This window comes from Streptomyces sp. NPDC034043 (assembly GCF_055575675.1).
In genome coordinates this window covers 358,984-382,771 of record NZ_JBVISF010000002.1, presented here as the reverse complement: position 1 = coordinate 382,771, position 23,788 = coordinate 358,984, and the positions used below count along the sequence as shown (strand labels likewise).

At 72.6% G+C, this 23,788-nt stretch carries 26 protein-coding genes and 1 pseudogene; 19 read left to right on the top strand and 8 right to left on the bottom strand.

All coding sequences use genetic code 11. The features are described from left to right. The 8 genes from ACZ51S_RS06425 (at position 1) to ACZ51S_RS06390 (ending at position 9,090) form a co-directional block, all read left to right on the top strand. Positions 1-1,059 (top strand): glycoside hydrolase family 10 protein, encoded by a 1,059-nt coding sequence (locus ACZ51S_RS06425; RefSeq protein WP_388931418.1) that lies wholly within the window; start codon positions 1-3, stop codon positions 1,057-1,059. Further along, positions 1,056-2,102, top strand: a complete 1,047-nt coding sequence (locus tag ACZ51S_RS06420) for a Gfo/Idh/MocA family protein (protein ID WP_468802684.1) — start codon at positions 1,056-1,058, stop codon at positions 2,100-2,102. Before ACZ51S_RS06425 ends, ACZ51S_RS06420 begins: the two co-directional genes overlap by 4 nt. After that, a complete protein-coding gene (locus tag ACZ51S_RS06415) occupies positions 2,099-2,959 on the top strand; it encodes a DUF6807 domain-containing protein (RefSeq protein ID WP_468477793.1) in 861 nt (286 codons plus the stop codon). The genes ACZ51S_RS06420 and ACZ51S_RS06415 overlap by 4 nt, the downstream gene beginning before the upstream one ends. Further along, entirely contained in the window at positions 2,911-3,693 is a 783-nt protein-coding gene (locus ACZ51S_RS06410) for a cupin domain-containing protein (protein WP_468888221.1), read from the top strand. Before ACZ51S_RS06415 ends, ACZ51S_RS06410 begins: the two co-directional genes overlap by 49 nt. Further along, positions 3,693-5,165 carry a non-reducing end alpha-L-arabinofuranosidase family hydrolase gene (locus ACZ51S_RS06405; protein ID WP_468477795.1) on the top strand — a complete coding sequence of 491 codons (1,473 nt, stop codon included), beginning with the start codon at positions 3,693-3,695 and terminating at the stop codon, positions 5,163-5,165. The genes ACZ51S_RS06410 and ACZ51S_RS06405 overlap by 1 nt, the downstream gene beginning before the upstream one ends. A 119-nt stretch (positions 5,166-5,284) precedes the next feature. Continuing rightward, entirely contained in the window at positions 5,285-6,793 is a 1,509-nt protein-coding gene (locus ACZ51S_RS06400; RefSeq protein ID WP_468802682.1) for a DUF4246 domain-containing protein, read from the top strand. A gap of 94 nt (positions 6,794-6,887) precedes the next feature. Beyond that, a complete protein-coding gene (gene polX / locus ACZ51S_RS06395) occupies positions 6,888-8,624 on the top strand; it encodes a DNA polymerase/3'-5' exonuclease PolX (RefSeq protein ID WP_468802681.1) in 1,737 nt (578 codons plus the stop codon). Between the two features lie 310 nt (positions 8,625-8,934). Next, positions 8,935-9,090, top strand: coding sequence for a hydrophobic protein (locus ACZ51S_RS06390; RefSeq protein ID WP_388931438.1), 156 nt, complete (start codon positions 8,935-8,937; stop codon positions 9,088-9,090). Between the two features lie 246 nt (positions 9,091-9,336). On the opposite strand, the gene ACZ51S_RS06385 is transcribed toward ACZ51S_RS06390, so the two are convergent. After that, positions 9,337-9,882 carry a type 1 glutamine amidotransferase domain-containing protein gene (locus tag ACZ51S_RS06385; protein ID WP_388931440.1) on the bottom strand — a complete coding sequence of 182 codons (546 nt, stop codon included), beginning with the start codon at positions 9,880-9,882 and terminating at the stop codon, positions 9,337-9,339. A 229-nt stretch (positions 9,883-10,111) separates the two neighbouring features. Here ACZ51S_RS06385 and ACZ51S_RS06380 point away from each other — a divergent pair, with 229 nt between their 5' ends. Together ACZ51S_RS06380 and ACZ51S_RS06375 are read left to right on the top strand one after the other, a co-directional pair. Beyond that, the gene (locus tag ACZ51S_RS06380) at positions 10,112-10,555 is read left to right on the top strand and encodes a flavin reductase family protein (RefSeq protein ID WP_468478934.1); all 444 of its coding nucleotides are present in this window, start codon (positions 10,112-10,114) and stop codon (positions 10,553-10,555) included. A gap of 123 nt (positions 10,556-10,678) precedes the next feature. Further along, positions 10,679-11,179: a hemerythrin domain-containing protein gene (locus ACZ51S_RS06375; RefSeq protein ID WP_468478897.1), complete on the top strand. Its 501-nt coding sequence runs from the start codon at positions 10,679-10,681 to the stop codon at positions 11,177-11,179. Here the strand turns inward: ACZ51S_RS06375 and ACZ51S_RS06370 are convergent. Continuing rightward, positions 11,169-12,200: a glutathione S-transferase family protein gene (locus tag ACZ51S_RS06370; RefSeq protein WP_468802680.1), complete on the bottom strand. Its 1,032-nt coding sequence runs from the start codon at positions 12,198-12,200 to the stop codon at positions 11,169-11,171. The genes ACZ51S_RS06375 and ACZ51S_RS06370 overlap by 11 nt on opposite strands. 171 nt (positions 12,201-12,371) lie before the next feature. Between ACZ51S_RS06370 and ACZ51S_RS06365 the strand changes: the two genes are divergently transcribed. Continuing rightward, positions 12,372-12,890, top strand: coding sequence for a SixA phosphatase family protein (locus ACZ51S_RS06365; RefSeq protein ID WP_468478899.1), 519 nt, complete (start codon positions 12,372-12,374; stop codon positions 12,888-12,890). 133 nt (positions 12,891-13,023) lie between these two features. Here the strand turns inward: ACZ51S_RS06365 and ACZ51S_RS06360 are convergent, their stop codons facing one another. From ACZ51S_RS06360 to ACZ51S_RS06345, 4 genes are read right to left on the bottom strand one after another with little or no spacing between them, the layout of a single operon-like run. Next, a complete protein-coding gene (locus ACZ51S_RS06360; protein ID WP_468888233.1) occupies positions 13,024-13,563 on the bottom strand; it encodes a hypothetical protein in 540 nt (179 codons plus the stop codon). A 31-nt stretch (positions 13,564-13,594) separates the two neighbouring features. Next, positions 13,595-14,401, bottom strand: a complete 807-nt coding sequence (locus ACZ51S_RS06355) for a metallophosphoesterase family protein (protein WP_468478901.1) — start codon at positions 14,399-14,401, stop codon at positions 13,595-13,597. Continuing rightward, positions 14,398-14,652 carry a hypothetical protein gene (locus ACZ51S_RS06350; protein ID WP_388931455.1) on the bottom strand — a complete coding sequence of 85 codons (255 nt, stop codon included), beginning with the start codon at positions 14,650-14,652 and terminating at the stop codon, positions 14,398-14,400. The genes ACZ51S_RS06355 and ACZ51S_RS06350 overlap by 4 nt, the downstream gene beginning before the upstream one ends. Continuing rightward, a complete protein-coding gene (locus tag ACZ51S_RS06345; RefSeq protein ID WP_468478902.1) occupies positions 14,649-15,323 on the bottom strand; it encodes a nucleotidyltransferase family protein in 675 nt (224 codons plus the stop codon). Before ACZ51S_RS06345 ends, ACZ51S_RS06350 begins: the two co-directional genes overlap by 4 nt. Positions 15,324-15,451: 128 nt before the next feature. Here ACZ51S_RS06345 and ACZ51S_RS06340 point away from each other — a divergent pair, with 128 nt between their 5' ends. The 4 genes from ACZ51S_RS06340 to ACZ51S_RS06325 are packed head-to-tail and all read left to right on the top strand — an operon-like array spanning position 15,452 to position 18,765. Continuing rightward, entirely contained in the window at positions 15,452-16,741 is a 1,290-nt protein-coding gene (locus ACZ51S_RS06340) for a cytochrome P450 (RefSeq protein WP_468478903.1), read from the top strand. After that, positions 16,713-17,036, top strand: a complete 324-nt coding sequence (locus ACZ51S_RS06335) for a plasmid stabilization protein (RefSeq protein WP_388931463.1) — start codon at positions 16,713-16,715, stop codon at positions 17,034-17,036. The genes ACZ51S_RS06340 and ACZ51S_RS06335 overlap by 29 nt, the downstream gene beginning before the upstream one ends. Before the next feature lie 23 nt (positions 17,037-17,059). After that, complete coding sequence (locus ACZ51S_RS06330; protein ID WP_468478904.1) at positions 17,060-17,734, top strand: HAD family hydrolase; 675 nt, start codon at positions 17,060-17,062, stop codon at positions 17,732-17,734. Further along, positions 17,731-18,765: an NAD-dependent epimerase/dehydratase family protein gene (locus ACZ51S_RS06325; protein ID WP_468478905.1), complete on the top strand. Its 1,035-nt coding sequence runs from the start codon at positions 17,731-17,733 to the stop codon at positions 18,763-18,765. The genes ACZ51S_RS06330 and ACZ51S_RS06325 overlap by 4 nt, the downstream gene beginning before the upstream one ends. On the opposite strand, the pseudogene ACZ51S_RS06320 reads toward ACZ51S_RS06325, so the two are convergent. Further along, a pseudogene (locus ACZ51S_RS06320) lies at positions 18,743-18,892 on the bottom strand (glutathione-dependent formaldehyde dehydrogenase); the annotation flags it as partial. The gene ACZ51S_RS06325 and the pseudogene ACZ51S_RS06320 overlap by 23 nt on opposite strands. Before the next feature lie 219 nt (positions 18,893-19,111). Between ACZ51S_RS06320 and ACZ51S_RS06315 the strand changes: the two are divergent. Together ACZ51S_RS06315 and ACZ51S_RS06310 are read left to right on the top strand one after the other, a co-directional pair. Continuing rightward, positions 19,112-19,648 carry a cysteine hydrolase family protein gene (locus tag ACZ51S_RS06315; protein ID WP_388931473.1) on the top strand — a complete coding sequence of 179 codons (537 nt, stop codon included), beginning with the start codon at positions 19,112-19,114 and terminating at the stop codon, positions 19,646-19,648. A 62-nt stretch (positions 19,649-19,710) separates the two neighbouring features. After that, on the top strand, positions 19,711-20,823 hold the full coding sequence (locus ACZ51S_RS06310; RefSeq protein ID WP_468478906.1) for a carboxylate-amine ligase: 1,113 nt from the start codon (positions 19,711-19,713) through the stop codon (positions 20,821-20,823). Between the two features lie 97 nt (positions 20,824-20,920). Here ACZ51S_RS06310 and ACZ51S_RS06305 read toward each other — a convergent pair whose 3' ends face one another. Beyond that, positions 20,921-22,390, bottom strand: a complete 1,470-nt coding sequence (locus ACZ51S_RS06305; RefSeq protein WP_468478907.1) for an amino acid permease — start codon at positions 22,388-22,390, stop codon at positions 20,921-20,923. Positions 22,391-22,911: 521 nt separating this feature from the next. Between ACZ51S_RS06305 and ACZ51S_RS06300 the strand changes: the two genes are divergently transcribed. Both ACZ51S_RS06300 and ACZ51S_RS06295 read left to right on the top strand, forming a co-directional pair. After that, a complete protein-coding gene (locus tag ACZ51S_RS06300) occupies positions 22,912-23,277 on the top strand; it encodes an STAS domain-containing protein (protein ID WP_468478908.1) in 366 nt (121 codons plus the stop codon). A 15-nt stretch (positions 23,278-23,292) separates the two neighbouring features. Next, entirely contained in the window at positions 23,293-23,751 is a 459-nt protein-coding gene (locus ACZ51S_RS06295) for an ATP-binding protein (protein WP_468478909.1), read from the top strand. Positions 23,752-23,788 lie beyond the last annotated feature (37 nt).

Below are 23,788 nucleotides of genomic sequence, written 5' to 3'. Positions count from 1 at the left end.
ATGTCCGTTCACCTGCCCGCTCCCCTGTCCCGGATCCTCACCGCCCTGTCCGCCGCCGTATGTCTCTCGGCCGGTCTCGCCGCGGCGCCCGCGGCCGCCGAGCCCCGTCCCAGGACGCTCGGCGAACTGGCCGCGAAGCACCACAAGTACTTCGGCTCCGCCACCGACAACCCGGAGTTCACCGACGCCCCCTACCTGAAGCTCCTCGGCAGCGAATTCGGCCAGACCACCCCCGGCAACGCCATGAAGTGGTACGCCACCGAGCCGGAGCGCGGCGTCTTCGACTTCACCGACGCCGACAAGGTCGTCGCGTTCGCCAAGGCCCACCACCAGAAGGTCCGCGGCCACACCCTCGTCTGGCACAGCCAGCTCCCCGCCTGGCTCACCGAGGGCACCTGGAGCGCCGACGAACTGCGCTCCATCCTCAAGAACCACATCCAGACGGAGGTCCGGCACTTCAAGGGCCAGGTGATCCACTGGGACGTCGTCAACGAGGCCTTCAACGAGGACGGCACCTACCGCGAATCGCTCTTCTACAAGACGCTCGGCCCCGGCTACATCGCCGACGCCCTGCGTTGGGCCCACGAGGCCGACCGGCACGCCAAGCTGTACCTCAACGACTACAACGTCGACGGCATGGGCCCCAAGAGCGACGCCTACTACAAACTGATCAAGCAGCTGAAGGCCGAAGGGGTCCCGGTCGAGGGCTTCGGCATCCAGGGCCACCTGGCGCTCCACTACGGCTTCCCAGCCGACGTCCAGCGGAACATGCAGCGCTTCGCCGACCTCGGGGTCGACGTCGCGGTCACCGAGCTCGACATCCGGATGACCCTCCCCGCGACCCCCTCGATGCTCGCCACCCAGGCCACCTGGTACGCCGACTACGTCAGGGCCTGCCTGGCGGTCAGGAGGTGCGTCGGCGTCACCATCTGGGACTACACGGACAAGTACTCGTGGATCCCCTCCGTCTTCCCCGGCGAGGGCGCGGCGCTGCCCTACGACGAGAACCTGCTGCCCAAGCCCGCCTACCACGCGATCAGGAAGGTGCTGGGCGGATGATCAGGACGGCGATCGTCGGAACGGGCGGGATCGCGGGCATCTGCCACGCTCCGGCCCTCCGCGCGCAGGCGCACCGGGCCCGGATCGTGGCGGCCGTCGACGTGGACGCCGCCCGCGCCGAGGAGTTCGCGGCCGGACACGGCGTCCCCGCGGTCTACACCGACCTGCGCACGATGCTCGAGGAGCAGAGGCCGGACCTCGTGCACCTGTGCACGCCTCCGTTCCTGCACGCCGAACAGGCCGTGGCCTGCCTGGAGTCGGGGGCGTGGGTGTGGTGCGAGAAGCCGGTGGCCCGGTCGCTGGCCGAGCTCGACCGGATCCGCCGCGCCGAGGGGCCCGCCTTCGCGGGCGCGGTGTTCCAGCACAGGTACGGCTCGGGGTCCCGGTACCTGCGCGACCGGATCACGGCCGGCACCCTGGGCCGTCCGCTCGTCGCGCAGTGCGTCACCGCGTGGTATCGCGACGACGCCTACTACGAGGTGCCCTGGCGCGGCACCTGGGAGAGCGAGGGCGGCGGCCCGACCCTGGGCCACGGCATCCACCAGATGGACCTGATGCTCGCGGTGCTCGGCGAATGGACCGAGATACGGGCGATGGCCGGCCGCCTCGCGCGCGAGGTCCAGACCGAGGACGTGTCCGCGGCCCTGGTCCGGTTCGGTGACGGAGCCATCGCGACGGTCGTCAACAGCGTCCTTTCCCCCCGCGAGGAGAGCTACCTGCGCTTCGACCTCACCGACGCCACCGTCGAACTGCGGCACCTGTACGGCTACTCCAACGCGGACTGGACCTTCACCCCCAGCTCGCCGGGGGTGAAGTGGGAGCCCCCCGACGACGTACCCAGCTCGCACACCGCCCAGCTCGCGGCCTTCCTGGACGACTACGAGGCGGGGACCCGGCCCGACCTCGGCAGGCCCACCATGGAACTGGTCACCGCCCTGTACAAGGCCGCGATCACCGGCCTGCCGGTCCGGCGCGGCGAGATCGACGAGGCCGACCCGTTCTACGGCTCGCTCGACGGCGGGCGCCCGGAGGTGTTCCGGTGACGTTCGAACTCCTCGAGGACGAGGACTCGCTGACCGTCCGGGCCCGCGGCGTCGACCTCTTCCGGTACGTGCACCGGCCGGTCATGGACCCCTTCGAGGCGCCGAAGCCCTACCTGCACCCGGTGCGCACGCTCGCCGGAGACGTGGTCACCGGGTACCGGCCGCACGACCACCGCTGGCACAAGGGCATCCAGATCACCGCGTCGTGGCTGTCCGGGCAGAACTTCTGGGGCGGCGGCACCTACCTGCGCGGCCAGGGCTACGTGGACCTGCCGAACCTCGGCACGATGCGCAGCCTCACCGTGTCCGCCGCGACCGGCCACGGCCGCGCCGTGATCACCGAAGCCCTGGCCTGGCACACGATGGCGGGGGAACACTGGATCGACGAACACCGCACGCTGACCGCGCACGGCCCCGGGGCCGGCTACTGGACCCTGGACGTCACCACCTCGCTGACCAACGTCCACGACGGCGCTCTGACGTTCGGCAGCCCCGGCACGCAGGGCAGAGAACTCGCCGGATACTCCGGCCTGTTCTGGCGCGGCCCGCGCGAGTTCACCGGCGGCGCGGTGACCGGCCCCGCGATGGGCGAGCGGGGCGACTGGCTGGCCTTCACCGGCGCGCACGACGAGGTCGACCGCTCCTCCACCCTCCTGTTCCTGGACGATCCCGACGCCCCCGGCCACTGGTTCGTCCGCACCGAACCCATCCCCGCCGTCAACCCGTCCCTGGCGTTCGAGGAGGAACTGCCACTGGCCCCCGGCGACACCCTGTCGCGCCGCTACCGGATCGTCGTCGCCGACGGCGCATGGACCGCCGGCCGCGTCTCCCGCCACCTCGCGGACCACCCGTGGTGAGCCCGTTCCCCGGGGGCGTGGGGATCTCCGGGCTCACCGTCTACGACTGGGAAGCCGCCGACGGGCTGTGCGGCGGCACGCCCCACATGCACCTCGTCTGCTCCGAGGCCTACGTCGTCATCGCCGGCGCGGGCAGCGTACAGACCCTCACCACCTCCGGTTTCGGCGAGACCCCGCTGCTCCCCGGCGACGTCGTCTGGTTCACCCCCGGCACGATCCACCGCCTCGTCAACGACGGAGACCTGCGCCTCGTCGTGCTCATGCAGAACGACGGACTGCCCGAGGCGGGCGACGCCGTCTTCACCTTCCCCGCTCCCGTGCTGGCCGATCCCCATGCCTACCGCAGGGCGGCCGGCCTGAGCGGCGACCGCTCGGCGGCAGCGCGCCGCCGCCGCGACCTGGCGCTGGAGGGTTTCCTGGCCCTGCGCGAAGGCGGGCTGAGGGAGTTCCACAACGCGGCCCACCGGCTGAAGAGCGAGCTCCTGGACGCCTGGCGGATCCGCTGGCGCGACGGCGCCCTCGCCGCGGCCGTCACGACCGGCCGTCAGCTGGAACGGCTGAAGGCCGGAGACCTCTCCCACCTCGCCGACGGCGAAGTGTCACGGCTGGAGCGCCCGCGGCGCCAGCGCTTCGGCATGTGCGGCCTCCTCCACACCTATCCCGTACCCGACCCCTCGACGCGCCCGCCCCGCGGTCCGTCGGGAACACCCCATCCCCCGAAGGAGCCCTTCTGATGTGGTCCCGCCCACCGTCCCCGGTCCATCCGGTACGACGCCTGCTCGCCGTCCTCGCACCCCTGCTGCTCCTGGTCGCCTTCCTCGGTGCCCAGCCCGCCGCGGCGGCGACGGTCGACCCCAACGCCTCGTACGTGCTGGTCAACCGCAAGAGCGGCAAGGCCCTGGACGTCTACAACCTGGCGACCAATGACGGCGCCCGCATCACCCAGTGGACCAGGAACGACCAGCTCCAGCAGCAGTGGCAGTTCGTCGACTCCGGCGGCGGCTACTACCGCATCAAGTCCCGCCACTCCGGCAAGGTGCTGGACGTCCAGAACGGGTCCACCGCGAACGGCGCCGCGATCGTCCAGTGGGCCGACGCGAACGGTACGAACCAGCAGTGGCGGCTGGCCGACAGTGCGGACGGCCACGTGAGGTTCATCGCGCGCCACAGCAACAAGGTCCTGGAAGTGCAGGGAGGCTCCACCGCCGACAACGCGAACGTCGTCCAGTACGACGACTGGGGCGGCACCAACCAGCAGTGGCAGCTCGTCCGGGTCGGCGCCGGCAACCCCGGCACGTGCGAACTGCCGTCGGCCTACCGCTGGACGTCGACGGGCCCGCTGGCGCAGCCGAAGCCCGGGTGGGCCTCGCTCAAGGACTTCACCGTCGCCCCCTACAACGGGCGGCAGCTCGTCTACGCGACGACCCACGACACGGGCAAGAGCTGGGGCTCGATGAACTTCAGCCCGTTCACCAACTGGTCGGAGATGGCGACGGCCGGCCAGAACGCCATGTCGGCGTCCACCGTCGCGCCCACGCTCTTCTACTTCGCGCCGAAGAACATCTGGGTGCTCACCTACCAGTGGGGCGGCGGGAGCGCCTTCTCCTACCGGACGTCGAGCGACCCCACCAACCCCAATGGCTGGTCGCCGCAGCAGGTGCTCTTCTCCGGAAGCATCGCCGACTCCGGAACAGGACCGATCGACCAGACGATCATCGGTGACGGCACGAACATGTACCTGTTCTTCGCCGGTGACAACGGCAAGATCTACCGGGCCAGCATGCCGATCGGGAACTTCCCGGGCAGCTTCGGCTCGAACTCGACCGTGATCATGAGCGACACGACGAAGAACCTGTTCGAAGCCGTTCAGGTCTACAAGCTCCAGGGCCAGAACCGCTACCTCATGATCGTCGAGGCGGACGGCTCGCAGGGCCGCTACTTCCGCTCGTTCACGGCCACCAGCCTGGACGGCACGTGGACGCCGCAGGCCGGGAGCGAGAGCAGCCCGTTCGCCGGCAAGGCCAACAGCGGCGCCACCTGGACCAACGACATCAGCCACGGCGAGCTGATCCGCACCACCGCCGATCAGACCTTCACCGTCGACCCCTGCAACCTGCAGTTCCTCTACCAGGGGCGTGACCCCAACGTCGGCGGCGACTACGGCCTGTGGCCCTACCGGCCGGGCCTGCTGACACTGCGTCGCTGACGGCGTGACACGGGCCGGCTCCACCGCGGAGCCGGCCCGTGAACCCGCCCACGGCAGCGGTGTCGGTGTGCTGGGCTATTCTTCCCGCCACCGCACACCGACTGTAGGGACCACGAGAATTGACCGGCCTGCCCGCTTTCCCCCTGCCCTTCCAGACTTCCCGTTCCATAGCGTTCGCCAAGCCCCGCACACTGCGGGAACTCGACATGATGGAGTGCAGCGCGCACATCCGGGCTAAGCCGGGCTGGTCCGACAAGATGGGCGATGACGGCATCGTCGCCAGGTGGACCCGAGAAGCGGTCGCCCAGGGCCTCACCGAAGCGCAGGTCCGCTACGTGCTCGACGAGCTCGTGCACTACGCCGCGCTGCGGGACGCACGGACCGGCATCGAGGTGTCCGCCGTCGACGGGGTCTGGCAGTCGGACACGCTGGTCGACGAGGAGCTGAGGTCCCGGCTGCGCGAGGCGGTCCGGGTCCTGGAGGAGGTCCCCGAAGCGGAACGGGACTGGCATCCCGGATCCGACGGACAGGTGCTGGACCTGGTGCACCCCTCGCTGTTCTGCCTGGTGCGCGGCGTGAGCGGGGCGCCCGAGGAGGCGTGGCGGAATCCGGCGGACCGCTACTCGAAGTACGAGTTCTCGGAGAAGTTCCAGTGGCTCCCCACGGACGTCGACGTCAGTGACGACGGCGGGGTCACCTTCCTCTCGTACGTGAACAACGTCCACCCCGAGACCCATCGCGAACTGGCCGCGGTCCTGCCTGACTTGTTCGCCCGCCTGCGCCCGCTGCTGGAGAACGTACTGACCGACCTGCGCCACCCGCGGCCCCTGCGGATCGAGACCGATCCCTACGGGTGGTACGGCTCGAAGCCGGAGCGCCCGGACCGGTCCTCCTACAGTGACGACGAGGCCTACGCCCAGGCCCGCCGAGCATGGGAAGCGGCCCTGGACGAGTGGTGGGAGAACCGCCGGCCGGTCGTCCCGGACGCCCCGGCCTTCACCCCGCCCGAGCCGCCCGGCGAGGCCGACCGCGTCGACCTGCGCGGCCGCCGTCTCCAGGTCATCGTCAAGCTCGCCACCGTTCACCTCACCCCGGAGAAGCCCGAGTACCCGGGCGGCTCCTGGCACGTCGAGGGGATGCTGAACGAGCGGATCGTCTCGACCGGCATCTATTACTGGGACAGCGAGAACATCACCGAAAGCCGGCTGGGCTTCCGGGCGGCACTCGACGACCCGGACTACGAACAGAACGACGACGACGGCCTGCGCGAGGTCTACGGCCTGGAGGACGAGGACGCGCTGAACCAGGTGCTGGGATCGGTATCGACGCTGGCGGGGCGCTGCCTGGCCTTCCCGAACGTCCTGCAACACCGGGTCGGCTCGTTCCGCCTGATGGACCCCACCCGCCCGGGGCACCGCAAGATCCTGGCGTTCTTCCTGGTCGACCCCTCGCAGAGGATCGTCTCGACCTCGGACGTGCCTCCGCAGCAACCGTGGTCCGACACCTCCACCATGACGCTCGAGCAGGCCGAGGAGCACCGCGAGCAGCTCATGCGGGAGCGCAAGTTCTTCGTCGACGAACACAACGACCAGCTCTACGAACGGGAATTCTCCCTCTGCGAGCACTGAACCACCTCGCCACCCGTCCGCGGCCGGGCCCGGGCTTCACTCCCGCACGGGCGCCCGGCGCGCCCGGCGCGGGCGGGCGGGGCACCCTGGAGGTATGGGCCGAGCCAACGACCGGGTCGAGGCGATGCTCCAGGAGTACGCCGACCTCATCGCCATCCGGGGCGGGGAGGCCTTCAAGGCCCGCGCCTACGAGAAGGCGGCCCGAGCCGTCGGCGGCCACCCGCAGGACGTCTCGACCCTCGACGCGAAAGGCCTGCGCGAGATCCCGAACGTCGGCAGGTCCGTCGCCGACAAGATCCTGGAGTACCTGCGGACCGGCCGCATGACGGTCGTCGACGAGGCCCGGGCGTCCGTGCCGGCCGGAGTGCGCGAGCTGGTCGCGATTCCGGGGCTCGGGCCCCGCCGGGCGATGCTCCTCTACGAGGAGCTCGGGATCACCTCCGTCGACCAGCTGGTCGAGGCCGTCCACCAGGAACGGCTGCGCGACCTGAAGGGCTTCGGGGAGCGGACCGAGGAGAAGATCCTGCACGGCGTCGCCCTCCTCAGGAAGGCCGGCGAGGGCAGGATCCTGATCAGCGCCGCGATGGACCTCGCCGAGCAGCTCGTCGCCGAACTGTCGGACGTCCGCGGCTGCGTCCGGTGCACGTACGCCGGATCCCTGCGCCGCATGAAGGAGACCATCGGCGACATCGACATCCTGGTCGCGGCACGCCGGCCGGCCCCCTTCATGGACGCCCTCACCGCCCTCCCGGACACCGCCGAGATCATCGCGCGGGGGGAGAAGAAGACCTCCGTACGGACCGCCGCCGGCGTCCAGGTGGACCTGCGGGTCCTGCCGCCGGCCTCCTGGGGCGCCGGGCTCCAGTACTTCACCGGATCCAGGGCGCACAACATCCGCACCCGCGCGCTCGCCGTACGCCAAGGCCTCAAGCTCTCCGAGTACGGCCTCTTCGACGCCGAGACCGGCGAGAGCGTCACCTCCGGGACGGAGGAGGCGGTCTACGCCCGGCTCGGACTGCCCTGGATACCGCCGACGCTCCGCGAGGACCGCGGCGAGATCGCGGCCGGCCTGCGCGGCGAGCTGCCCGATCTCGTCACCGAGGAGGACATCCGCGGCGATCTGCACACGCACACCGACCTCACCGACGGGCTGGCCCCCCTGGAGGAGATGACCGCCGCCGCTGCCGCCCGCGGCTACGCGTACTACGCGGTGACCGACCACGCCCCGAACCTGTACATGCAGCGCATGACCAGCGAGAAGATCCTCGCCCAGCGGGAGCGGGTACGCGCGCTCGACGACGCGCACCGCACGATGCGGCTGCTGCACGGCACGGAACTCAACATCGGCCCCGACGGCGCCCTGGACTGGCCCGACGAGTTCCTCGCCGGCTTCGACATCTGCGTGGCCTCCGTCCACTCCCACTTCGATCAGAGCAGGGAGGACCTCACCCGCCGCCTCGTCCGCGCCTGCGAGAACCCGCACGTCGGCATCATCGGGCACCCCACGACCCGGCGGATCGGCAGGCGCCCGCCCATCGACGCCGACTTCGACGAGGTCTTCAAGGCCTGCGCCCGGGCGGGCACGGCGCTGGAGATCAACGCGCATCCCGAGCGGCTCGACCTGTGCGACGAGGACGTCCTGCGCGCGAAGCGGTACGGCGTGAAGTTCGCCGTGAACTCCGACGCGCACGCCACCACCCATCTGCCCTACATGCGCTACGGGGTGGCCACGGCGCAGCGCGGCTGGCTCACGGCGGACGACGTCATCAACACCTGGCCCCTGGCCAAGCTGCGCCGGTTCCTCGGCAAGCCGGGAGGCCGTACGCGCTGACCGGGGCGTTACCGGGCGCTCAGTCCGGGGGTTCCGGCACCGGCTCCTCGGGGTTGCCGTCCGGGGGACCGGAGGGCCGCGACGGGGGCTTTGCCGGCTCCGTCGGCTCCGGCTCGCGGGGGACGGGCTGCGGTCCGGACGGGACCGGCTCCGGGCCGTCCGGCGGGGGCGGGCTGGGACGGGTCACGGTGTTCACCTTTCTTCCGGCGATGCCGGCCCGGGAATGGGGCGGGCGCGCGGGGGCAAGCGCTGCATGCGGTCGCCCGGCCCCCGGGCGCCGCTTGCCGGCCGTTCGATTCGGAGGTGGGTCATGGTTCCGCTCCTTCTGGTCCTGTTGCTGATTCTGCTGCTCCTCGGCGCGGGTTTCGCGGTGAAGGTCCTCTGGTGGGTCGCCATCGCGGTGCTCGTGCTGTGGCTGGTGGGGTTCGTCGCCCGGGGCAGCGGCGGGCGCTGGTACCGGTGGTAGCGCACCCCATGGCACCGCCCGGGGGCCCGCCGGTCCGGCGGGCCCCCGGGCGGTGCCCGCCGCCGTTCGGGTGACCCGGGGCCTAGGCCCTGTCGTCAAAGTCCCGCCTGGCCCGCGGCCCCCGGCACCGCACCTCGCCGCGTTGTCGGGGCACCCGAGTACGTCCAGTACGCGGGCGCCCCTCCGCCTTGCGATGCACGGCACCGGACGCCGCAGGCCTGACCGGCGCTACTTTGACGACAGGACCTAGGGGTGCAGGTGCCGGTCGAATTCCCGCAGGACGGCGCCACAGAAGGCCTCCAGGTCGTCCGGTTTGCGGCTGGTGACCAGCGTCGACGGGGCCGCGCGGCAGACCCGCACCTCCTCGTCCACCCAGCTGCCGCCGGCGTTGCGGACGTCGGTGGCCAGGCTCGGCCACGAGGTCAGGGTCCGGCCGCGTACGACGTCGGCCTCCACCAGCATCCAGGGGGCGTGGCAGATCGCGGCGACCGGCTTGCCCGCGGTGAAGAAGCTGCGGACGAAGCCGACGGCCCGCTCGTCGGTCCGCAGGGCGTCGGGGTTGGCGACCCCGCCGGGCAGCACGAGCGCGTCGAAGGCCTCGGACGTGTCCCCGGCGAGGACGTGGTCGACGGTGAAGCGGCCCGCCTTGTCGAAGTGGTCGAACGCCTGCACCTGCCCGGCCTCGGTCGACACCAGCTGGGGATTCCAGCCGGCCCCCTCGACGGCCTTCCACGGCGCGGTCAGTTCCACTTCCTCGACGCCTTCGGGCGCGGTCAGAAAGGCGATGCGCACCGAATCCACCTCCTTCGGCTCGTACGGATTGCGCGTACGCCCCGCCCCTGCCCGGACACGCGCCGCCCAAGCACCCGCGTTCGCGGGACGGCGGCGGAGGATGGGCGACGAAGAACCCCGCCCGCCGCCAGGCGCGGCCCCACTCCCGGGAGACACCGTGACGGACCCCCATCCCCGACCCGATCCCGCCCCCGGCCTCGGCGCCTTCGCCGAAGCGGTGGACGGCACGATGTACGTCGTCACGGCCGCCTCGGGCGGGCGGCGGGCCGGCTGCCTGGTCGGCTTCGCCTCGCAGTGCTCGATCGAACCGCCGCGCTTCACGGTGTGGCTGTCCACCGCGAACCACACCTACGACGTAGCCCGCACGGCCCGGCACCTCACCGTGCACGTGCTGGGCCGTGAGCAGCGGGCCCTGGCGGAACTGTTCGGCGGGCAGACGGGCGACGGCGTCGACAAGTTCGCCCGCACCGCCTGGCGGCCCGGCCGGGATGGCAGCCCCGTGCTGTCGGACGTACGCGTCTGGTTCACCGGCCTGGTCGAAGAGACCGTCGCGGTGGGCGGTGACCACGTCGGCTTCGTGCTGTCCCCGGTGGACCAGAGCGGCGGATCCGCCGGCTCCGGGCCGCTGCGCTTCGGCGCGGTCCGCGACGTGGAGGCCGGCCACCCGGCCTGACCAGCCCGGCCTGACCAGCCCTGCCGGCCCGGCCGACCGCCGAACGGCGGCACCGGGGGTTTCAACCGCCCGCGAGTGAGCACCTGCCACACGACGCAGACCCCGACAAAAGGAGGCACGGCCATGGCCGTCGAAGCGAAGGAACAGGACGTCGTCGAGCTGATCCTCCAGGACCACCGGACCATGGAAGAGCTGTTCCGGCAGATGCGGAGCGTCGAGGCGGACCGCGCGGGCGCGCTCGCGAAGTTCTCGGCGCTGCTCATCGCCCACGGCGAGGCGGAGGAAGCCGAGGTCTACGGCGCGCTCAAGCGCTTCAAGAACGTGGATGACGACGAGGTCGAGCACGGAGTGGAGGAGCACGACGAGGGCAACCAGGCGCTGCTCGCGCTGCTGGAGGCGGACGACATCGGCTCCGAGGACTGGGACTCCAAGCTGGAGGACCTGGTCAAGGCCGTCTCCCACCACCTGGACGAGGAGGAGCGGACGATCCTCAACGGCGCCCGGGAGAACGTCCCGGACGAGCGCCGGGCCGAGCTCGGCGCCGCGTTCCTGAAGGAACGCCAGAGGCTGCTGGAGTCCGGCTGCGGCAGCGTCGAGAACGTACGCGCCGTCGTCAACCGGTGAGCGCCGGCGACCGGGCCGTCAGTGGATTGTGGTCCGCCGGCACCCGCTCCGCCCGGGGCGGCGGCCCCGGCGGGGTGCCGTCGCCGAAGGGCCGGCCGCCCAGGCGGGCCCGGTCGTGCGGGGCAAGCCAGGCCTCCGCCCGGGGACCGGCCGGCACGATGCCGGCGGGGTTGATGTCGGAGTGCACGAGGTAGTAGTGCCGTTTGATGTGGTCGAAGTCGACGGTGTCGCCGAAGCCGGGCGTCTGGAACAGGTCCCGCGCGTACTCCCAGAGCACCGGCATCTCGGCGAGCTTGTTCCGGTTGCACTTGAAGTGGCCGTGGTAGACCGCGTCGAAGCGCACGAGCGTGGTGAACAGCCGTACGTCCGCCTCGGTGATGGTGTCTCCGACCAGGTAGCGGGAGCTCGCGAGCCGGTCGGACAGCCGGTCGAGCCGGGCGAACAGCTGCTCGTACGCCTCCTCGTACTTCTCCTGGGTCCCGGCGAAACCGGCCCGGTAGACGCCGTTGTTCACGTCCCGGTAGACCACCTCGTTCACCGCGTCGATCTCCGGCCGCAGCCGCGGCGGGTACAGTTCGGGCGCGCCCGGACGGTGGTGGGAGGTCCACTCCAGCGACAGGTCGATCGTGACCCGCGCGAAGTCGTTGGTCACCACCGCGCCGGTCGGGACGTCGACGATCGCGGGCACCGTGATGCCGCGGTCGTAGCCGGGGTCGCGGGCCAGATAGGCCTCCTTGAGGCGTTCGATGCCGAGCACCGGGTCCCGGCCGCCCGGATCGAGGTTGAAGGTCCAGCTGTCCTCGTCGTGCACCGGGCCGGCGACGGCCATCGGCAGGGCGCTCTCCAGACCGAGCAGCCGCCGTACGACCACCGCCCGGCTCGCCCACGGACAGGCCCGGCTCACCACCAGCCGGTAGCGCCCGGGCTCCACGGGGAAGCCCTCGCGCCCGTCGGCGGTGATCCGCGTCCCGATGTACCGGCTGTCGCGGGTGTACTCCTTGCCGGGATTCACGTAGCTCACCCCGTGCGCCTACCCGCGCGGTGCCGTGGTGAACGCGGGGGGCCCTCCCGGCCGGGCCGGGGCGCGGCCCCCGGGTGCGGTGGGCGGGTTTGGCCGGCGGGTCCCGGGGCAGGGGCACGGCGCCGACCGGCTGAGACGGCCGGCGCCCGCATCGGCCCGGAGGAGGCAGAGGTGTCCGCGAAGCAGGAGCGACGACTGGTCCTGGTACGGCACGCCAAGGCAGTGCCCAAGGGCGGTATCGAGGACTTCGACCGGCCGCTGGCCGACCGGGGACGCGGGGACGCGGAGGCGATGGGACACCGGCTGGGCGGGTCCCGGCTCGGGGTGGACCTGGCACTGTGCTCCCCGGCCGCGCGCACCCGGCAGACGTGGCAGCTGATGCGGCCCTCGCTGTCGGACCAGCCGCCGGTCGTGTACGAGGACAGGCTCTACAACGCGGAGATGGACACCCTGCTCGCCGCCGTCACCGCGACGGACGACGGCGTGTCCGGACTCCTGCTGGTGGGCCACAACCCCGGCATCCACGAACTGGCCGCCGCCCTCCCCGGGGACGGCCCGGAGGAACTCCTGCGGCGGATCCGTGCGTCGATGCCGACCTGCGCCGTCGCCGTCCTGGAGTTCTCCGGCGACTGGGCGGACCTCGCACCCGGCACCGGCCGGCTGGCCACCCTCCTGGCCCCCGGCGACTGACCCGCGCGACCGATCCGCGCGGCCTCCGCGACCCGTCCGTTCAGCCCCTGCGACCGATCCGTACCGGCCCCCGGCGGCTGATCGGCCGGGGATCGTCCGGGCGGCGGCTGATCGGCCGGGGATCGGCCGGGTGTCAGGGCCGGCCGGCCGTGGTCCGCGCCGCCCCCGGGGCGAACACCTCGGCGGCACGCTCCCCGCGCAGGGTCTCCAGGATCCGCAGCTGACGCTCCGCCCGCCGCAGGAGCTCGTGGAGGCGTACGCCGTCGATCCGGCCGTCGGCGGCCGCCACGGCGCGCAGCGAGCGCCACATGCACGCGTTGCCCTCGACGGCCAGGCGCATCGCCTCCAGCTCCAGCACGTCGCTGAGCGGTGAACGGGTGAACAGGCGCCCGTTGAGCTTGAGCCGCCCCATCCTCTCGGCGATCCGCCCGAGGGCGGCGCGCCCCCGCTTCTCCGGCACGTCCAGGGCGGCCATGACGCGGCGCAGGCTCTCCCGGTCCTGCGCGGCCTCCTGCGCCAGCGCCGCCAGCGGCGGTCCCAGGGCCGTGCCGCGACGGGCTCCGGCCGCGCGGCGCAGCAGCTCCACGCCCGAGGTCGCCGCGGTGAGGTGGTCGTTGAGGTAGACCCGCAGCAGATCCCGGGCGGGGCGGGCGGAGGAGGGCCGCCTGGTCATCCGGGTTCCTCCCGGCCGGTGGCGGTGCCGGTCATCGGCTCGCCCCCCGGGCGGCGACCGGGGCCCAGCGCGGCGCGCCCCGGTGCGAACCGTCGGGGCTCCCGTCCGCGGAGGCGTGGGGGGAGAGGTGGTACACCGAGAAGGCCTGGCCGATGACGGGCATGGCCACGTTGCGGACCTGGATCCCGCCCGCCGTCATGCCGTGCTCGGTGCCGAGGTGGGCGTGGCCGTGCACGGCGAGGTCGGCGCCCTCCTCGTCCATCGCCTCGGCGAGGAGGTAACTGCCGAGGAAGGGGTAGATCTCCCGGGGCTCGCCCGCCAGGGTGTCCGGCACGGGGGAGTAGTGGGTGAGCGCGATGCGCACGGCGCTGCCGGCCTCGCGCAGTTCGCGCAGGGCCCGTCCGAGGGATTCCGCGCTGGCGCGGGTGGAGCGGAGGAAGGACTTCATCTCCGGTTCGCCGAACTCGCTGGCGCTGCGCCCGGCGAAGCCGCCGCAGAAGCCCTTGGTCCCGGCGATCCCCACCGGGGTGCCACCGACGTCGAGGAGGACGCCGTCGCCCTCCAGTACGTACAGGCCCGCCGAGCGGAGCTCCTCCGCGACGGCCTCCTGCTGGTCGCTCTGGTAGTCGTGGTTGCCGAGCACCGCGACCACGGGCACCGGCAGCCCGGCCGCCTCGGCGGCCACCACCCGTGCCTCGTCGAGGGTGCCGTGCCGGGTCAGATCACCCGCGAGGAGCAGCAGGTCCGCGCACTCGCCCAGGGTGTCGAAGGCGGGCCGCAGCAGTCCGGCGCTGCCCGGTCCGAGGTGGATGTCGCCGACGGCCGCGACGCGGATCATGACAGCTCCTCGGCGTGGTCGGGCGGGCGGGCGCGGCTCAAGGTGATGTCGTCGTACCAGTCGAGCCCGGACAGCTCCTCGCCGGCGATCCGCAGGACGGCCGCCTTGCGCTCCTCGTCGCCGACGCAGCCCCGGACGACCGCACGGCCGCCGTGCAGCTCGACGCGCACACCCAGCTCGGCGAGCTCGTCACCGGCCAGGCGCTCGCGCAGGTGCTCGATGCGGTACTCGATGATGCGGGTGGCGCTCATGCACTTCCTCCCGTCGGTCCTTCTCCCGTGGTGTCCGCTCGGTCGATGACGCGGAGCCTTTCGAGCAGGTGGAAGAACGCGTCGGGCAGCGGGGCCGCCCGGTGGTCGCGCTCCAGCCGGCCCCAGTCGATCTGCTCCCGCAGCATGCGGGCCATGGGCAGCAGGTCGCCGAAGTCGCAGTAGTGCTCGCACAGCGCGGCGAGCCGGCTGTCCATGAGGTCGGTGGGGGAGAGGACCGGCATCCACACCGAGTCCACCGCCTTGACGCTCGCCCGTTCCAGCAGCTCCGTGCTGACCGGACGCCGGGCCAGTTCGAAGATCAGGTCGATCTCCTCCCCGCCCGAGCGGCCCTTGACCAGCCAGTCCTCCGGCGCGCGGCGCATGGTGATGCCGCCGTCCTCCAGGGCCTTCACGGCCTGGTCGGCGTCCTCGGGCCGTACGCAGAAGTCCGTGTCGTGCTGGAAGCGCGCCGGCAGCCCGTGGGCGAAGGCGGCCACGCTGCCGGCGAGGGCGAAGGGCGGCCCGGCGCGCTTGAGCAGAGCCGCCACCCGCTTGGTGGTCTCCAGGATCGCCTGGGTGTGGTCCTTGGGCAGTGGCCCCTCCGCCGGCGCGGGAGGGCGCAGGCTCTCGGGCGGGGCGACGCCTCCGAGGGAGGAGGTCCGAGCGGCCATGGGGCGCCTCCCTGGTTCCGCCTGCGCGGTGTCACGGTCGGGCATGGATGCCGCCTAACCGGTTCGGGCCCCGTCGAAACCCCCCGGGCGCCAGGAGTGCGGAGGGGGACCGCGGGTAGGCGCCCGGCATGCCCCCATTGATCGACAGCACGGTCCCCCTGCTGGCCCAGGGCTACGCCTGGGCCCCCGACCTGCGGCGCCGCCACGGCGACCCTCCCGCCGTCCGGACCCGGCTGATGGGCCGGCCCGTGCTGCTGCTGCACGGCCCGGCCGCCGTGGAGTTCTTCTACGACGAGCGGCACGTACTGCGTCACGGAGCCCTCCCCGGCCCCGTGCTCGACACCCTGTTCGGGCGAGGCGCGGTCCACACCCTGGACGGGGACACCCACCGCGTCCGCAAGGCCATGTTCGTGTCGCTGCTGATGCGGGACGGCGCGGTGGACGAGCTCGCCGCACTCGTACGCCGGCACTGGGCGGCCGCCGTCGACGGCTGGCGGGGCCGGCCGGCCGTCCTCTTCGACGAGGCGGCCGTGGTGCTCGCCCGGGCCGTCTGCGACTGGACGGGCCTGGCGGTCCCCGAGGACGCCGCCCGCGAGATCTCCGAGGACTGCGTGGCCATGGTCGACGGCTTCGCGACCCCCGGACCGCGCCACTGGCGGGGCCGCCGGGCCCGGGCCCGCCAGGAGGAGTCCCTGGCGCGCACCATCGACGAGCTCCGCGGCGGAGTGACCCGCCTGCACCAGGCGCTGCCCCCGGGGAACGGCGACACCGCGCTGGAGACGGTCGCCCGGCACCGCGACGCGGACGGGCGTCTGCTCGACGCCCGCACGGCGGCCGTGGAACTGCTCAACGTCATCCGCCCCACCGTCGCCGTCGCCTGGATGGTGGCCTTCGCCGCGCACGCCCTGCACCGACGGCCCCGCCTCGCCGACGGACTGCGGGCGGACGACGGGGCGTACGCCAGGGCCTTCGCCCACGAGGTGCGCCGCTTCTACCCCTTCGTGCCCTTCGTCGGCGGTCTCGCCGCCCGCGACCTGCGCTTCGGCCGGGAGGCGGTGCCCGAGGGCACCCTCGTGCTCCTCGACGTGTACGGCCACCACCACGACCCGGAGCTGTGGCCCGACCCCTACCGCTTCGACCCGCTCCGCTTCCTCGGCCGGGAGCCCGGCCCCGGCGAGATCATCCCCCAGGGCGGCGGCGACGCCCGCACCGGCCACCGCTGCCCCGGCGAGGACATCACCGTCGGTCTGCTCGCGGAGTTCGCCTCCGCCCTGGCCGGCCTGGACACCGACATCCCCGAGCAGGACCTGAGGATCCCGCTCCACCGCATCCCGACCCGGCCGCGCAGCGGTTTCACCGTGGCGGTCCCGTCCCGGCAGAGGAGTCACCATGCCCCGCGGTTCCAGTCCCAAGCGTGAACGGCAGTACGAGCACATCAAGGAGAGCGCGGAAGAGCGCGGCGAGAGCCCCGAGCGGGCCAAGGAGATCGCCGCGCGCACCGTGAACAAGGAACGGGCCCGCGCGGGCGAGTCCAAGACGGCGAGCCGGACCTCGCTCGAGGACATCTCCTCCTCCCGGCGCGGCGGGCTGCGCTCCCACAGCGGGGCGCAGGGGCCGACGTACGACCAGCTCTACGAGGAGGCCAAGCGCCGCAACGTGCACGGCCGTTCCTCCATGGACAAGGCCGAACTCAAGCGGGAGCTGGGCTACTGACCGCCGAACCCCGGGAGGCCGGCATGAACCGGGCCGCGCTGTTCGACGTCGACGGCACCCTCGCCGACACCAACCACCTCCACGTCACCTGCTGGTGGGAGGCGCTGCGGCAGGCGGGCCACGACGTCGCGATGCACGACATCCACCGCGCGATCGGCCTCCCCGGCGAGGACCTGATCGCGCGGCTGCTGGGCGAGGACCGCGACAAGGACCAGGACGGGGCGCTGTCCGCCGCGCACGAGACCCTCTACGGCACCTACTTCGACCGGCTGCCCCCGCTGGACTCGGCGGCCCGGCTGCTGCGCGAGCTGGACCGCCGGGGCTGGCGGGTGGTGCTCGTCACCTCCGCCAAGGACACCGAACTGGACGCCCTGCTGAGGGCCGTCGACGCCGACGACGCCATCACCGCGACGGCCAGTTCCGACGACGTCGACGAGGGCAAACCCGCCCCCGACCCGGTGCACCACGCCCTCCGCCTCGCGGACGCCCCCGCCCGCGGCTCCGTCCTCGTCGGCGACACGGTGTGGGACATGCGGGCCGGCACCCGGGCCGACGTCGCCTGCGTCGGGCTGCTGTGCGGGGGCATCCCCCGGGCCGACCTGGAGGAGGCCGGAGCCCGCGCCGTGTACCAGCACCCGGCCGACCTGCTCGCCCACCTCGACCGGAGTCCCTTCGCCCAAGAGGAGGCGGTCCGATGACCGGGATCCGAGTGGTGGTCACGGGAGCCACCGGAAACGTCGGCACCAGCGTGGTGCGGGCCTTGGCAGACGACCCCGCCGTGGAGTCCGTACTGGGCCTGGCCCGCCGGCTGCCCCATTGGCAGCCGCCGAAGACGCGGTGGGAGGCCGCGGACGTCGAGCCCGGCGGAACCCCCCTCGAACCGCTCTTCGACGGCGCGGACGCGGTCGTGCACCTCGCCTGGAAGTTCCAGCCCACCCACGACCCCGCCGAGACCTGGCGCACCAACGTCCTGGGCGGCATGCGCGTCTTCGACGCCGTCGCCGCCGCGGGCGTCCCCGCCCTCGTCCACGCCTCCTCCGTGGGGGCGTACTCGCCCGGCCCGAAGGACCGCGCGGTGGACGAGTCCTGGCCCACGCACGGCTGGCCGCAGGCCGCGTACACGCGGGAGAAGGCCTACCTGGAACGGGTCCTGGACGCCTACGAGGCCGCCCACCCCGGCGTCCGCGTGGTGCGGATGCGGCCCGCCTTCCTCTTCAAGCGGGAATCCGCCTCCGAACAGCGCCGCATCTTCGCGGGCCGGCTGCTGCCCGGCCGCCTGGTGCGGCCCGGGCTGGTGCCCGCCGTGCCCGACCTGCCCGGACTGCGCTTCCAGGCCATGCACACCGACGACGCCGCCGCCGCTTACCGCGCGGCCGTCCTGATCCCGGTGCGCGGGGCGTTCAACCTGGCCGCCGACCCGCCGGTGGACGCCGCCGTCCTCGGCCGGATCCTCGGCGCCCGGAGCCTGCCGGTGCCCGTCGCTCCGGTACGCGCGGCGCTCGCGGCGGCCTGGTGGCTGCGCCTCGTACCGGCCTCCCCCGACCTGTTCGACGCCGTCCTGCGGTTGCCCCTGATGGACACCGCGCGGGCCCGCGCGGAGCTGTCCTGGGAGCCGCGCCACACCTCGGTGGAGGCCGTCAGGGAGTTCCTCGACGGCCTGCGGGGCGGTGAGGGCATGGAGACCGCCCCGCTCGCACCCGACCGGCTCAGGGCTTCAGCAGCGTCTTGATCATGCCGTCCTCCCGGGCCTGGAACATCGCGTAGGCCCGGAGGGCCTCCTCCAGCCCCATCGTGTGCGTGGCGAAGCCCTCCACCCCGAGCGGGTGCGAGTCGTCCAGCGGCAGGACGTCGTCCACCCCGGGCCCGCTCCAGCCGCGCCGGCACGAGGTCGACGCCGCTCACCAGCCCTGCGCCCCGGTGCGGGACGACCAGGGCGGCCACCCGCCCGAAAGGGATCTGATAAGGGGAGCAAGGGTGTGCAACAGACAATCGGCGCCTTCCCGAGCCCTTCGTGAGTATTCGCCCGCCCCCAGGGCAGGTGCCCCACGGATCCGGGGACCCAGGAGGTGAGCGGCATGCCGGGCAGCGCCCTGATCGTCATCGACATGATCAACACCTACGAGTACGCCGACGCCGAGCGGCTGCTGCCCTCCGCGCGCCGCGCCCTGCCCGGCATCGGAACCCTCCTCCGCCGCGCCCGTGAGCGGGAGGTCCCGGTGATCTACGTGAACGACAACTTCGGATTGTGGCGCTCCCACCACGGGGAGATCCTGGAGACGGCTCTCGCCGGGCCACACGCCGACCTCGTCGAGCCGGTCCGGCCCGACGAGGACTCCCTCTTCGTCGTCAAGGCGCGCCACTCGGTCTTCTACGAGACCCCGCTCGCGTACCTCCTCGGCCGGCTCGGCGTCGGCCGGCTGGTGCTGTGCGGCCAGGTGACCGAGCAGTGCGTCCTCTACTCCGCGCTGGACGCCCACATCCGCCACCTGGAGGTGACCGTCGTCCGCGACGCCGTGGCCCACATCCACGAGGAGCTGGCGGACGCGGCACTGCGCATGATGGAGACGAACATGGACGCGGAGGTACGGGACGCCGCGGACGTGTCCTTCTGACCGGGCCCGGCATGGGGGCACGGCCTGCGGGTAGGTACGGGGCACTCGGCAAGGAGGACCCGATGGACGTTCTGACCATGGGGGTGGAGGAGGAGTTCCACCTCGTCGACCGCGGCAGCAGGGCACCGGTGAACCGGGCCCCGCAGGTGATCCGCGAGCTGGTCCCGGAGCTGGGCGGTCAGGTCCAGGCCGAGTTCTACACGACCCAGGTGGAGGTCTGCACCCTGCCCGCCGTCGAGCGGGAGGACCTGCGCGCGCAGCTGCTGCGGCTGCGGAGCTCGGTCGCCGGGGCCGCGGACGGGGCCGGCTGCCTGGCGGTCGCCTCCGGCAGTCTCGTGATCATGCCGCACGAGCCGCTCACGATCACCGACAACGCCCGCTACCGCCTGATGGCGAGCCGGTTCTCCGGGCTCGTGGGCCCCGAGCGCCTCGTCTGCGGCTGCCACGTCCACGTGGGCTCCCTGGACCGGGGCCGCGCCCTCGCGCTGGCGAACCAGATGCGGCCCTGGCTGCCGGTGCTCCAGTCGATCACCGGCAATTCCCCGTTCGTCTGCGGCCGCGACACCGGCCTCGACAGCTGGCGCTCGGTGGCCTACTCCTCCTGGCCGACCGTGGGACCGCCGCCGCTGCTCGACGAGCGCCAGTACCTCGCGCACGTGGACGGGCTGATCAGCGCGGGGGTGCTGCTCGACCGCAAGATGATCTACTGGCACGCCCGCCCCTCGGAGCACGTGCCGACGCTGGAGATCCGCATCTCCGACGTCAACGCCGATCTCGACACCGTGGTCCTGACGGCCGTCCTCGTACGCGGCCTCGCCTCGGTGCTGCTCGAGGAGGCGGACGCGGGCGTACCGCCGCCGGAGCCGCCCGATCGCGTGCTGCGGGTGGCCCACCGCCTGGCCGCGCGGCACGGGATCGACGGACCCGGCCTGGACGTGTGGACCGGCGGTCCGGCGCACGCCGACCTGCTCGTCGACCGGCTGGTGGAACGGGCGGCGCCGGGGCTGGAGAAGGCCGGCGACCTGGGCGCGGTGGAAGCCCTGTGGGCCGCACTGCGCCGGCGCGGCACCGGCGCCCGCCGCCAGCGGGCCGTGTACGCGGCGACGGGCAGCCTGGAGGCGGTGGTCGACAGCCTGAACGCCGCCACGGGCAGCCTCGCCGTCGAGGCGGCCTGAGGCACCCCGGGCCCGGGCACGCGGCCCGGGTACGCCGACGGGGGCGCACCGGCCGGGGTGGGCCGGCACGCCCCCGCCGGGGGAGTGCGGTCAGCGGTCAGGACCGGGCCGCGGGCTCCAGTGCCTCGTCGGTGCCGGCCGCCGCACGCGCCGCGATCTGCGGGTTGCGCGACTTCAGCACGGCCCAGCCGACGGCCAGGCAGACCGCCCAGCCGGCGCCCACGTACAGGGAGACGCGGCTGTCCGGGTCGATGGCGATCATCACGGTGACCAGCAGCAGGAAGGCCACGGCGATCCAGCTGCAGATCGTGCCGCCCGGCGCGGGGAAGGAGGAGGCGGGCAGCTTGCCCGCGACCACCGCGCGGCGGTACAGGATGTGGCTGACCAGGATCATCAGCCAGGTCCAGATGCCGGCCGTGGTGGCCACCGACATGACGTAGCCGAAGGCCTTCTCCGGGACGATGTAGTTCAGCACCACGCCGATGCCCATGAGGGCGGCGGACAGGGTGATGGCCACGGCCGGGGTCTTGGTGGAGCTGAGCTTGCCCAGCAGCTTCGGCGCCTCGGAGTTGGCGGCCAGGTCGCGCAGCATGCGGCCGGTGGAGTACATGCCGGAGTTGCAGGACGACAGGGCCGCGGTGAGCACCACGAAGTTGACGATGGCCGCGCCGGCCGGGATGCCGATCTTGGCGAAGGCCGCCACGAACGGGCTGACGCCCGGCTGGAACTCGGTCCACTTGACGACCATCAGGATCACGCTGAGGGCACCGACGTAGAAGACGATGATGCGCCACGGCAGGGTGTTGATGGCCTTCGGGAGGGTCTTCTCCGGGTTCTCGGACTCGCCCGCGGTGACGCCGACGAGCTCGACGGCCAGGTAGGCGAACATGACGCCCTGGAGGGTCATCAGGCTGGAGCCGACGCCCTTGGGGAAGATGCCGTCGAAGGCCCACAGGTTGGACACCGCGGCGGTGTCACCGGCCGCGCTGAACCCGAAGGTCACGACACCGATGCCGATCACGATCATGCCGATCAGGGCGGTGACCTTGACCATCGAGAACCAGAACTCGATCTCGCCGAAGATCTTCACCGAGATGAGGTTCGCGACGTACAGGACGACCAGGAAGATCAGGGCGGTCACCCACTGGGGCACGCTCGGGAACCAGTAGTGCATGTAGATCGCCGCGGCGGTCAGCTCGGCCATGCCGGTGACCACCCACATGAGCCAGTACGTCCAGCCCGTCACGAACCCGAAGAACGGGCTGAGGAACTCGCGGGCGTACTCCGCGAAGGAGCCCGAGACGGGGCGGTACAGGAGCAGCTCGCCGAGCGCTCGCATGATGAAGAAGACGATGACGCCGGCGAGGGCGTACATGAGGATGAGGCTGGGTCCGGCCTTGGCGATGTTCGCCCCGGCTCCCAGGAAGAGGCCGACGCCGATGGCGCCGCCAATGGCGATCATCTGGACCTGGCGGCTGCCGAGGCCGCGCTCGTAGCCTTCCTCGGGCGTGGTGCCCGGGGTGGCGTTGTCGTCGCCGTGGTGGTGTTCGACCTGCGTCGAGGTCATGCTCTGGTGCGCCTTTCCGCTCCATGCCGATCCGCGCCGTGCTCGGCTGCGGACCGGGTTCCGATCCCCCGGATGCTGATGGAGTTGCATGCCGGCGGTCGGCCGACTTCAGCGCCCCTGCCCGGACGTGGGTGGTCCGGCAGGCGGTCGAGAAGATGTACCACGGTGTCCGGCTCCGTACCGTGGCGAACATCACCGGCAAATCGGCCATTCGCCCGTGACCAGGCCCAAAGACCCTTGCGCGGTGATGTCATCGTTATCCGGATCTGAGCCTCCGCTGAGCGAACGCACAATGACATCGAGGCAACACGTGCCACCGTCGTCCGCCCGCCCCATGTGCCCCGTCACCCAGCGTGACCGAGGAGCCCTCGCGCGGACGGAGACCCGGGCTCCGGCGCCGGCCTGCCCCCTCGGGGGCCATACCGAGGGCCCCCGGGAAGGTCGCCGGGAGTCTGACCACGCCGCATAGAGCGCCGGGGCCGGGGAAGGCGTAGGGGGCAGCTGACGGAAGGTGATGCCGGATGGTCTCCGGAACGGACGACAAGCGGTTCACCGTCGCGGTGCGCACGGTGGACGAGGCCGTGCTGCTCACCCTCGGCGGGGAGCTGGACCACGACACGGCGGCCCCGCTGCGCGAGGCCCTGGACGCGGCGGCCGCCCGGGGCGGCCGGCTGCTGGTGGACATGGCGGGCCTGCAGTTCTGCGACTCGACCGGCCTGAACGCCCTCCTGCACGGCCGCCTCGCCGTCCAGGAAGCCGGCGGCAGCCTGGAGCTGGCCGGACTGAGCGGCCCGGTCGCCCGGATGTTCCGCATCACCGGCGCGGACGGGGTCTTCCCGGTCCACGCCGATGTGGACCAGGCGCTGGGATCCGTACGGGGCCGATGAGAGGGGGCGGGAGCCGTGGAGCAGCGTGGCGCGGCCGGACGCAACTGGCTCCTGGTTCTCGAAGGGATGCCCGACCCGGTCCTGCGCAGCCGTGACTTCACCCGGCGGGCGCTGACGGCCTGGCACTGGCTGCCGGCGAAGGGGCAGGCCGCACGGGAGGCGGCGGAGGACGTGGTGCTGCTGGTGTCGGAGGTGGTGGCCAACGCCTGCCTGCACGGCGGCGGACCCGGAGCCCTCGTCCTGGACTGGACGGACGAACGGCTGCGGATCGAGGTCACCGACAGCAGTCCCACGCCGCCCAGGCGACCCGCCGACCGGAAGGGAGGGGACCCGCGGCAGCCGGGCGGGCACGGGCTGATGATCGTCGACCGGCTGGCCCGGAGGTGGGGTTCGCGGCCCGGGGTGATCGGCAAGTGCGTCTGGCTGGAGGTGGCGTGCCCCGCCGCCCTCGGCGGAGGTCCTCCCGCGCCGTGACGGTCCCGCGGCTCGAGCGGACCTCGGGCTGGAGCTG

Bases quoted from the DNA above. Each gene is read 5' to 3' on its own strand.
- ACZ51S_RS06410 (WP_468888221.1), top strand. From the start codon at position 2,911: ATGGACCGCCGGCCGCGTCTCCCGCCACCTCGCGGACCACCCGTGGTG.
- ACZ51S_RS06380 (WP_468478934.1), top strand. From the start codon at position 10,112: ATGTACGTCGTCACGGCCGCCTCGGGCGGGCGGCGGGCCGGCTGCCTG.
- ACZ51S_RS06315 (WP_388931473.1), top strand. From the start codon at position 19,112: ATGCCGGGCAGCGCCCTGATCGTCATCGACATGATCAACACCTACGAG.
- ACZ51S_RS06375 (WP_468478897.1), top strand. From the start codon at position 10,679: ATGGCCGTCGAAGCGAAGGAACAGGACGTCGTCGAGCTGATCCTCCAG.
- ACZ51S_RS06360 (WP_468888233.1), bottom strand. From the start codon at position 13,563: ATGACCAGGCGGCCCTCCTCCGCCCGCCCCGCCCGGGATCTGCTGCGG.
- ACZ51S_RS06390 (WP_388931438.1), top strand. From the start codon at position 8,935: ATGGTTCCGCTCCTTCTGGTCCTGTTGCTGATTCTGCTGCTCCTCGGC.
- polX (WP_468802681.1), top strand. From the start codon at position 6,888: ATGGGCCGAGCCAACGACCGGGTCGAGGCGATGCTCCAGGAGTACGCC.
- ACZ51S_RS06310 (WP_468478906.1), top strand. From the start codon at position 19,711: ATGGACGTTCTGACCATGGGGGTGGAGGAGGAGTTCCACCTCGTCGAC.
- ACZ51S_RS06405 (WP_468477795.1), top strand. From the start codon at position 3,693: ATGTGGTCCCGCCCACCGTCCCCGGTCCATCCGGTACGACGCCTGCTC.
- ACZ51S_RS06305 (WP_468478907.1), bottom strand. From the start codon at position 22,390: ATGACCTCGACGCAGGTCGAACACCACCACGGCGACGACAACGCCACC.
- ACZ51S_RS06425 (WP_388931418.1), top strand. From the start codon at position 1: ATGTCCGTTCACCTGCCCGCTCCCCTGTCCCGGATCCTCACCGCCCTG.
- ACZ51S_RS06340 (WP_468478903.1), top strand. From the start codon at position 15,452: ATGCCCCCATTGATCGACAGCACGGTCCCCCTGCTGGCCCAGGGCTAC.
- ACZ51S_RS06330 (WP_468478904.1), top strand. From the start codon at position 17,060: ATGAACCGGGCCGCGCTGTTCGACGTCGACGGCACCCTCGCCGACACC.
- ACZ51S_RS06335 (WP_388931463.1), top strand. From the start codon at position 16,713: ATGCCCCGCGGTTCCAGTCCCAAGCGTGAACGGCAGTACGAGCACATC.
- ACZ51S_RS06355 (WP_468478901.1), bottom strand. From the start codon at position 14,401: ATGATCCGCGTCGCGGCCGTCGGCGACATCCACCTCGGACCGGGCAGC.
- ACZ51S_RS06300 (WP_468478908.1), top strand. From the start codon at position 22,912: ATGGTCTCCGGAACGGACGACAAGCGGTTCACCGTCGCGGTGCGCACG.
- ACZ51S_RS06420 (WP_468802684.1), top strand. From the start codon at position 1,056: ATGATCAGGACGGCGATCGTCGGAACGGGCGGGATCGCGGGCATCTGC.
- ACZ51S_RS06325 (WP_468478905.1), top strand. From the start codon at position 17,731: ATGACCGGGATCCGAGTGGTGGTCACGGGAGCCACCGGAAACGTCGGC.
- ACZ51S_RS06350 (WP_388931455.1), bottom strand. From the start codon at position 14,652: ATGAGCGCCACCCGCATCATCGAGTACCGCATCGAGCACCTGCGCGAG.
- ACZ51S_RS06345 (WP_468478902.1), bottom strand. From the start codon at position 15,323: ATGGCCGCTCGGACCTCCTCCCTCGGAGGCGTCGCCCCGCCCGAGAGC.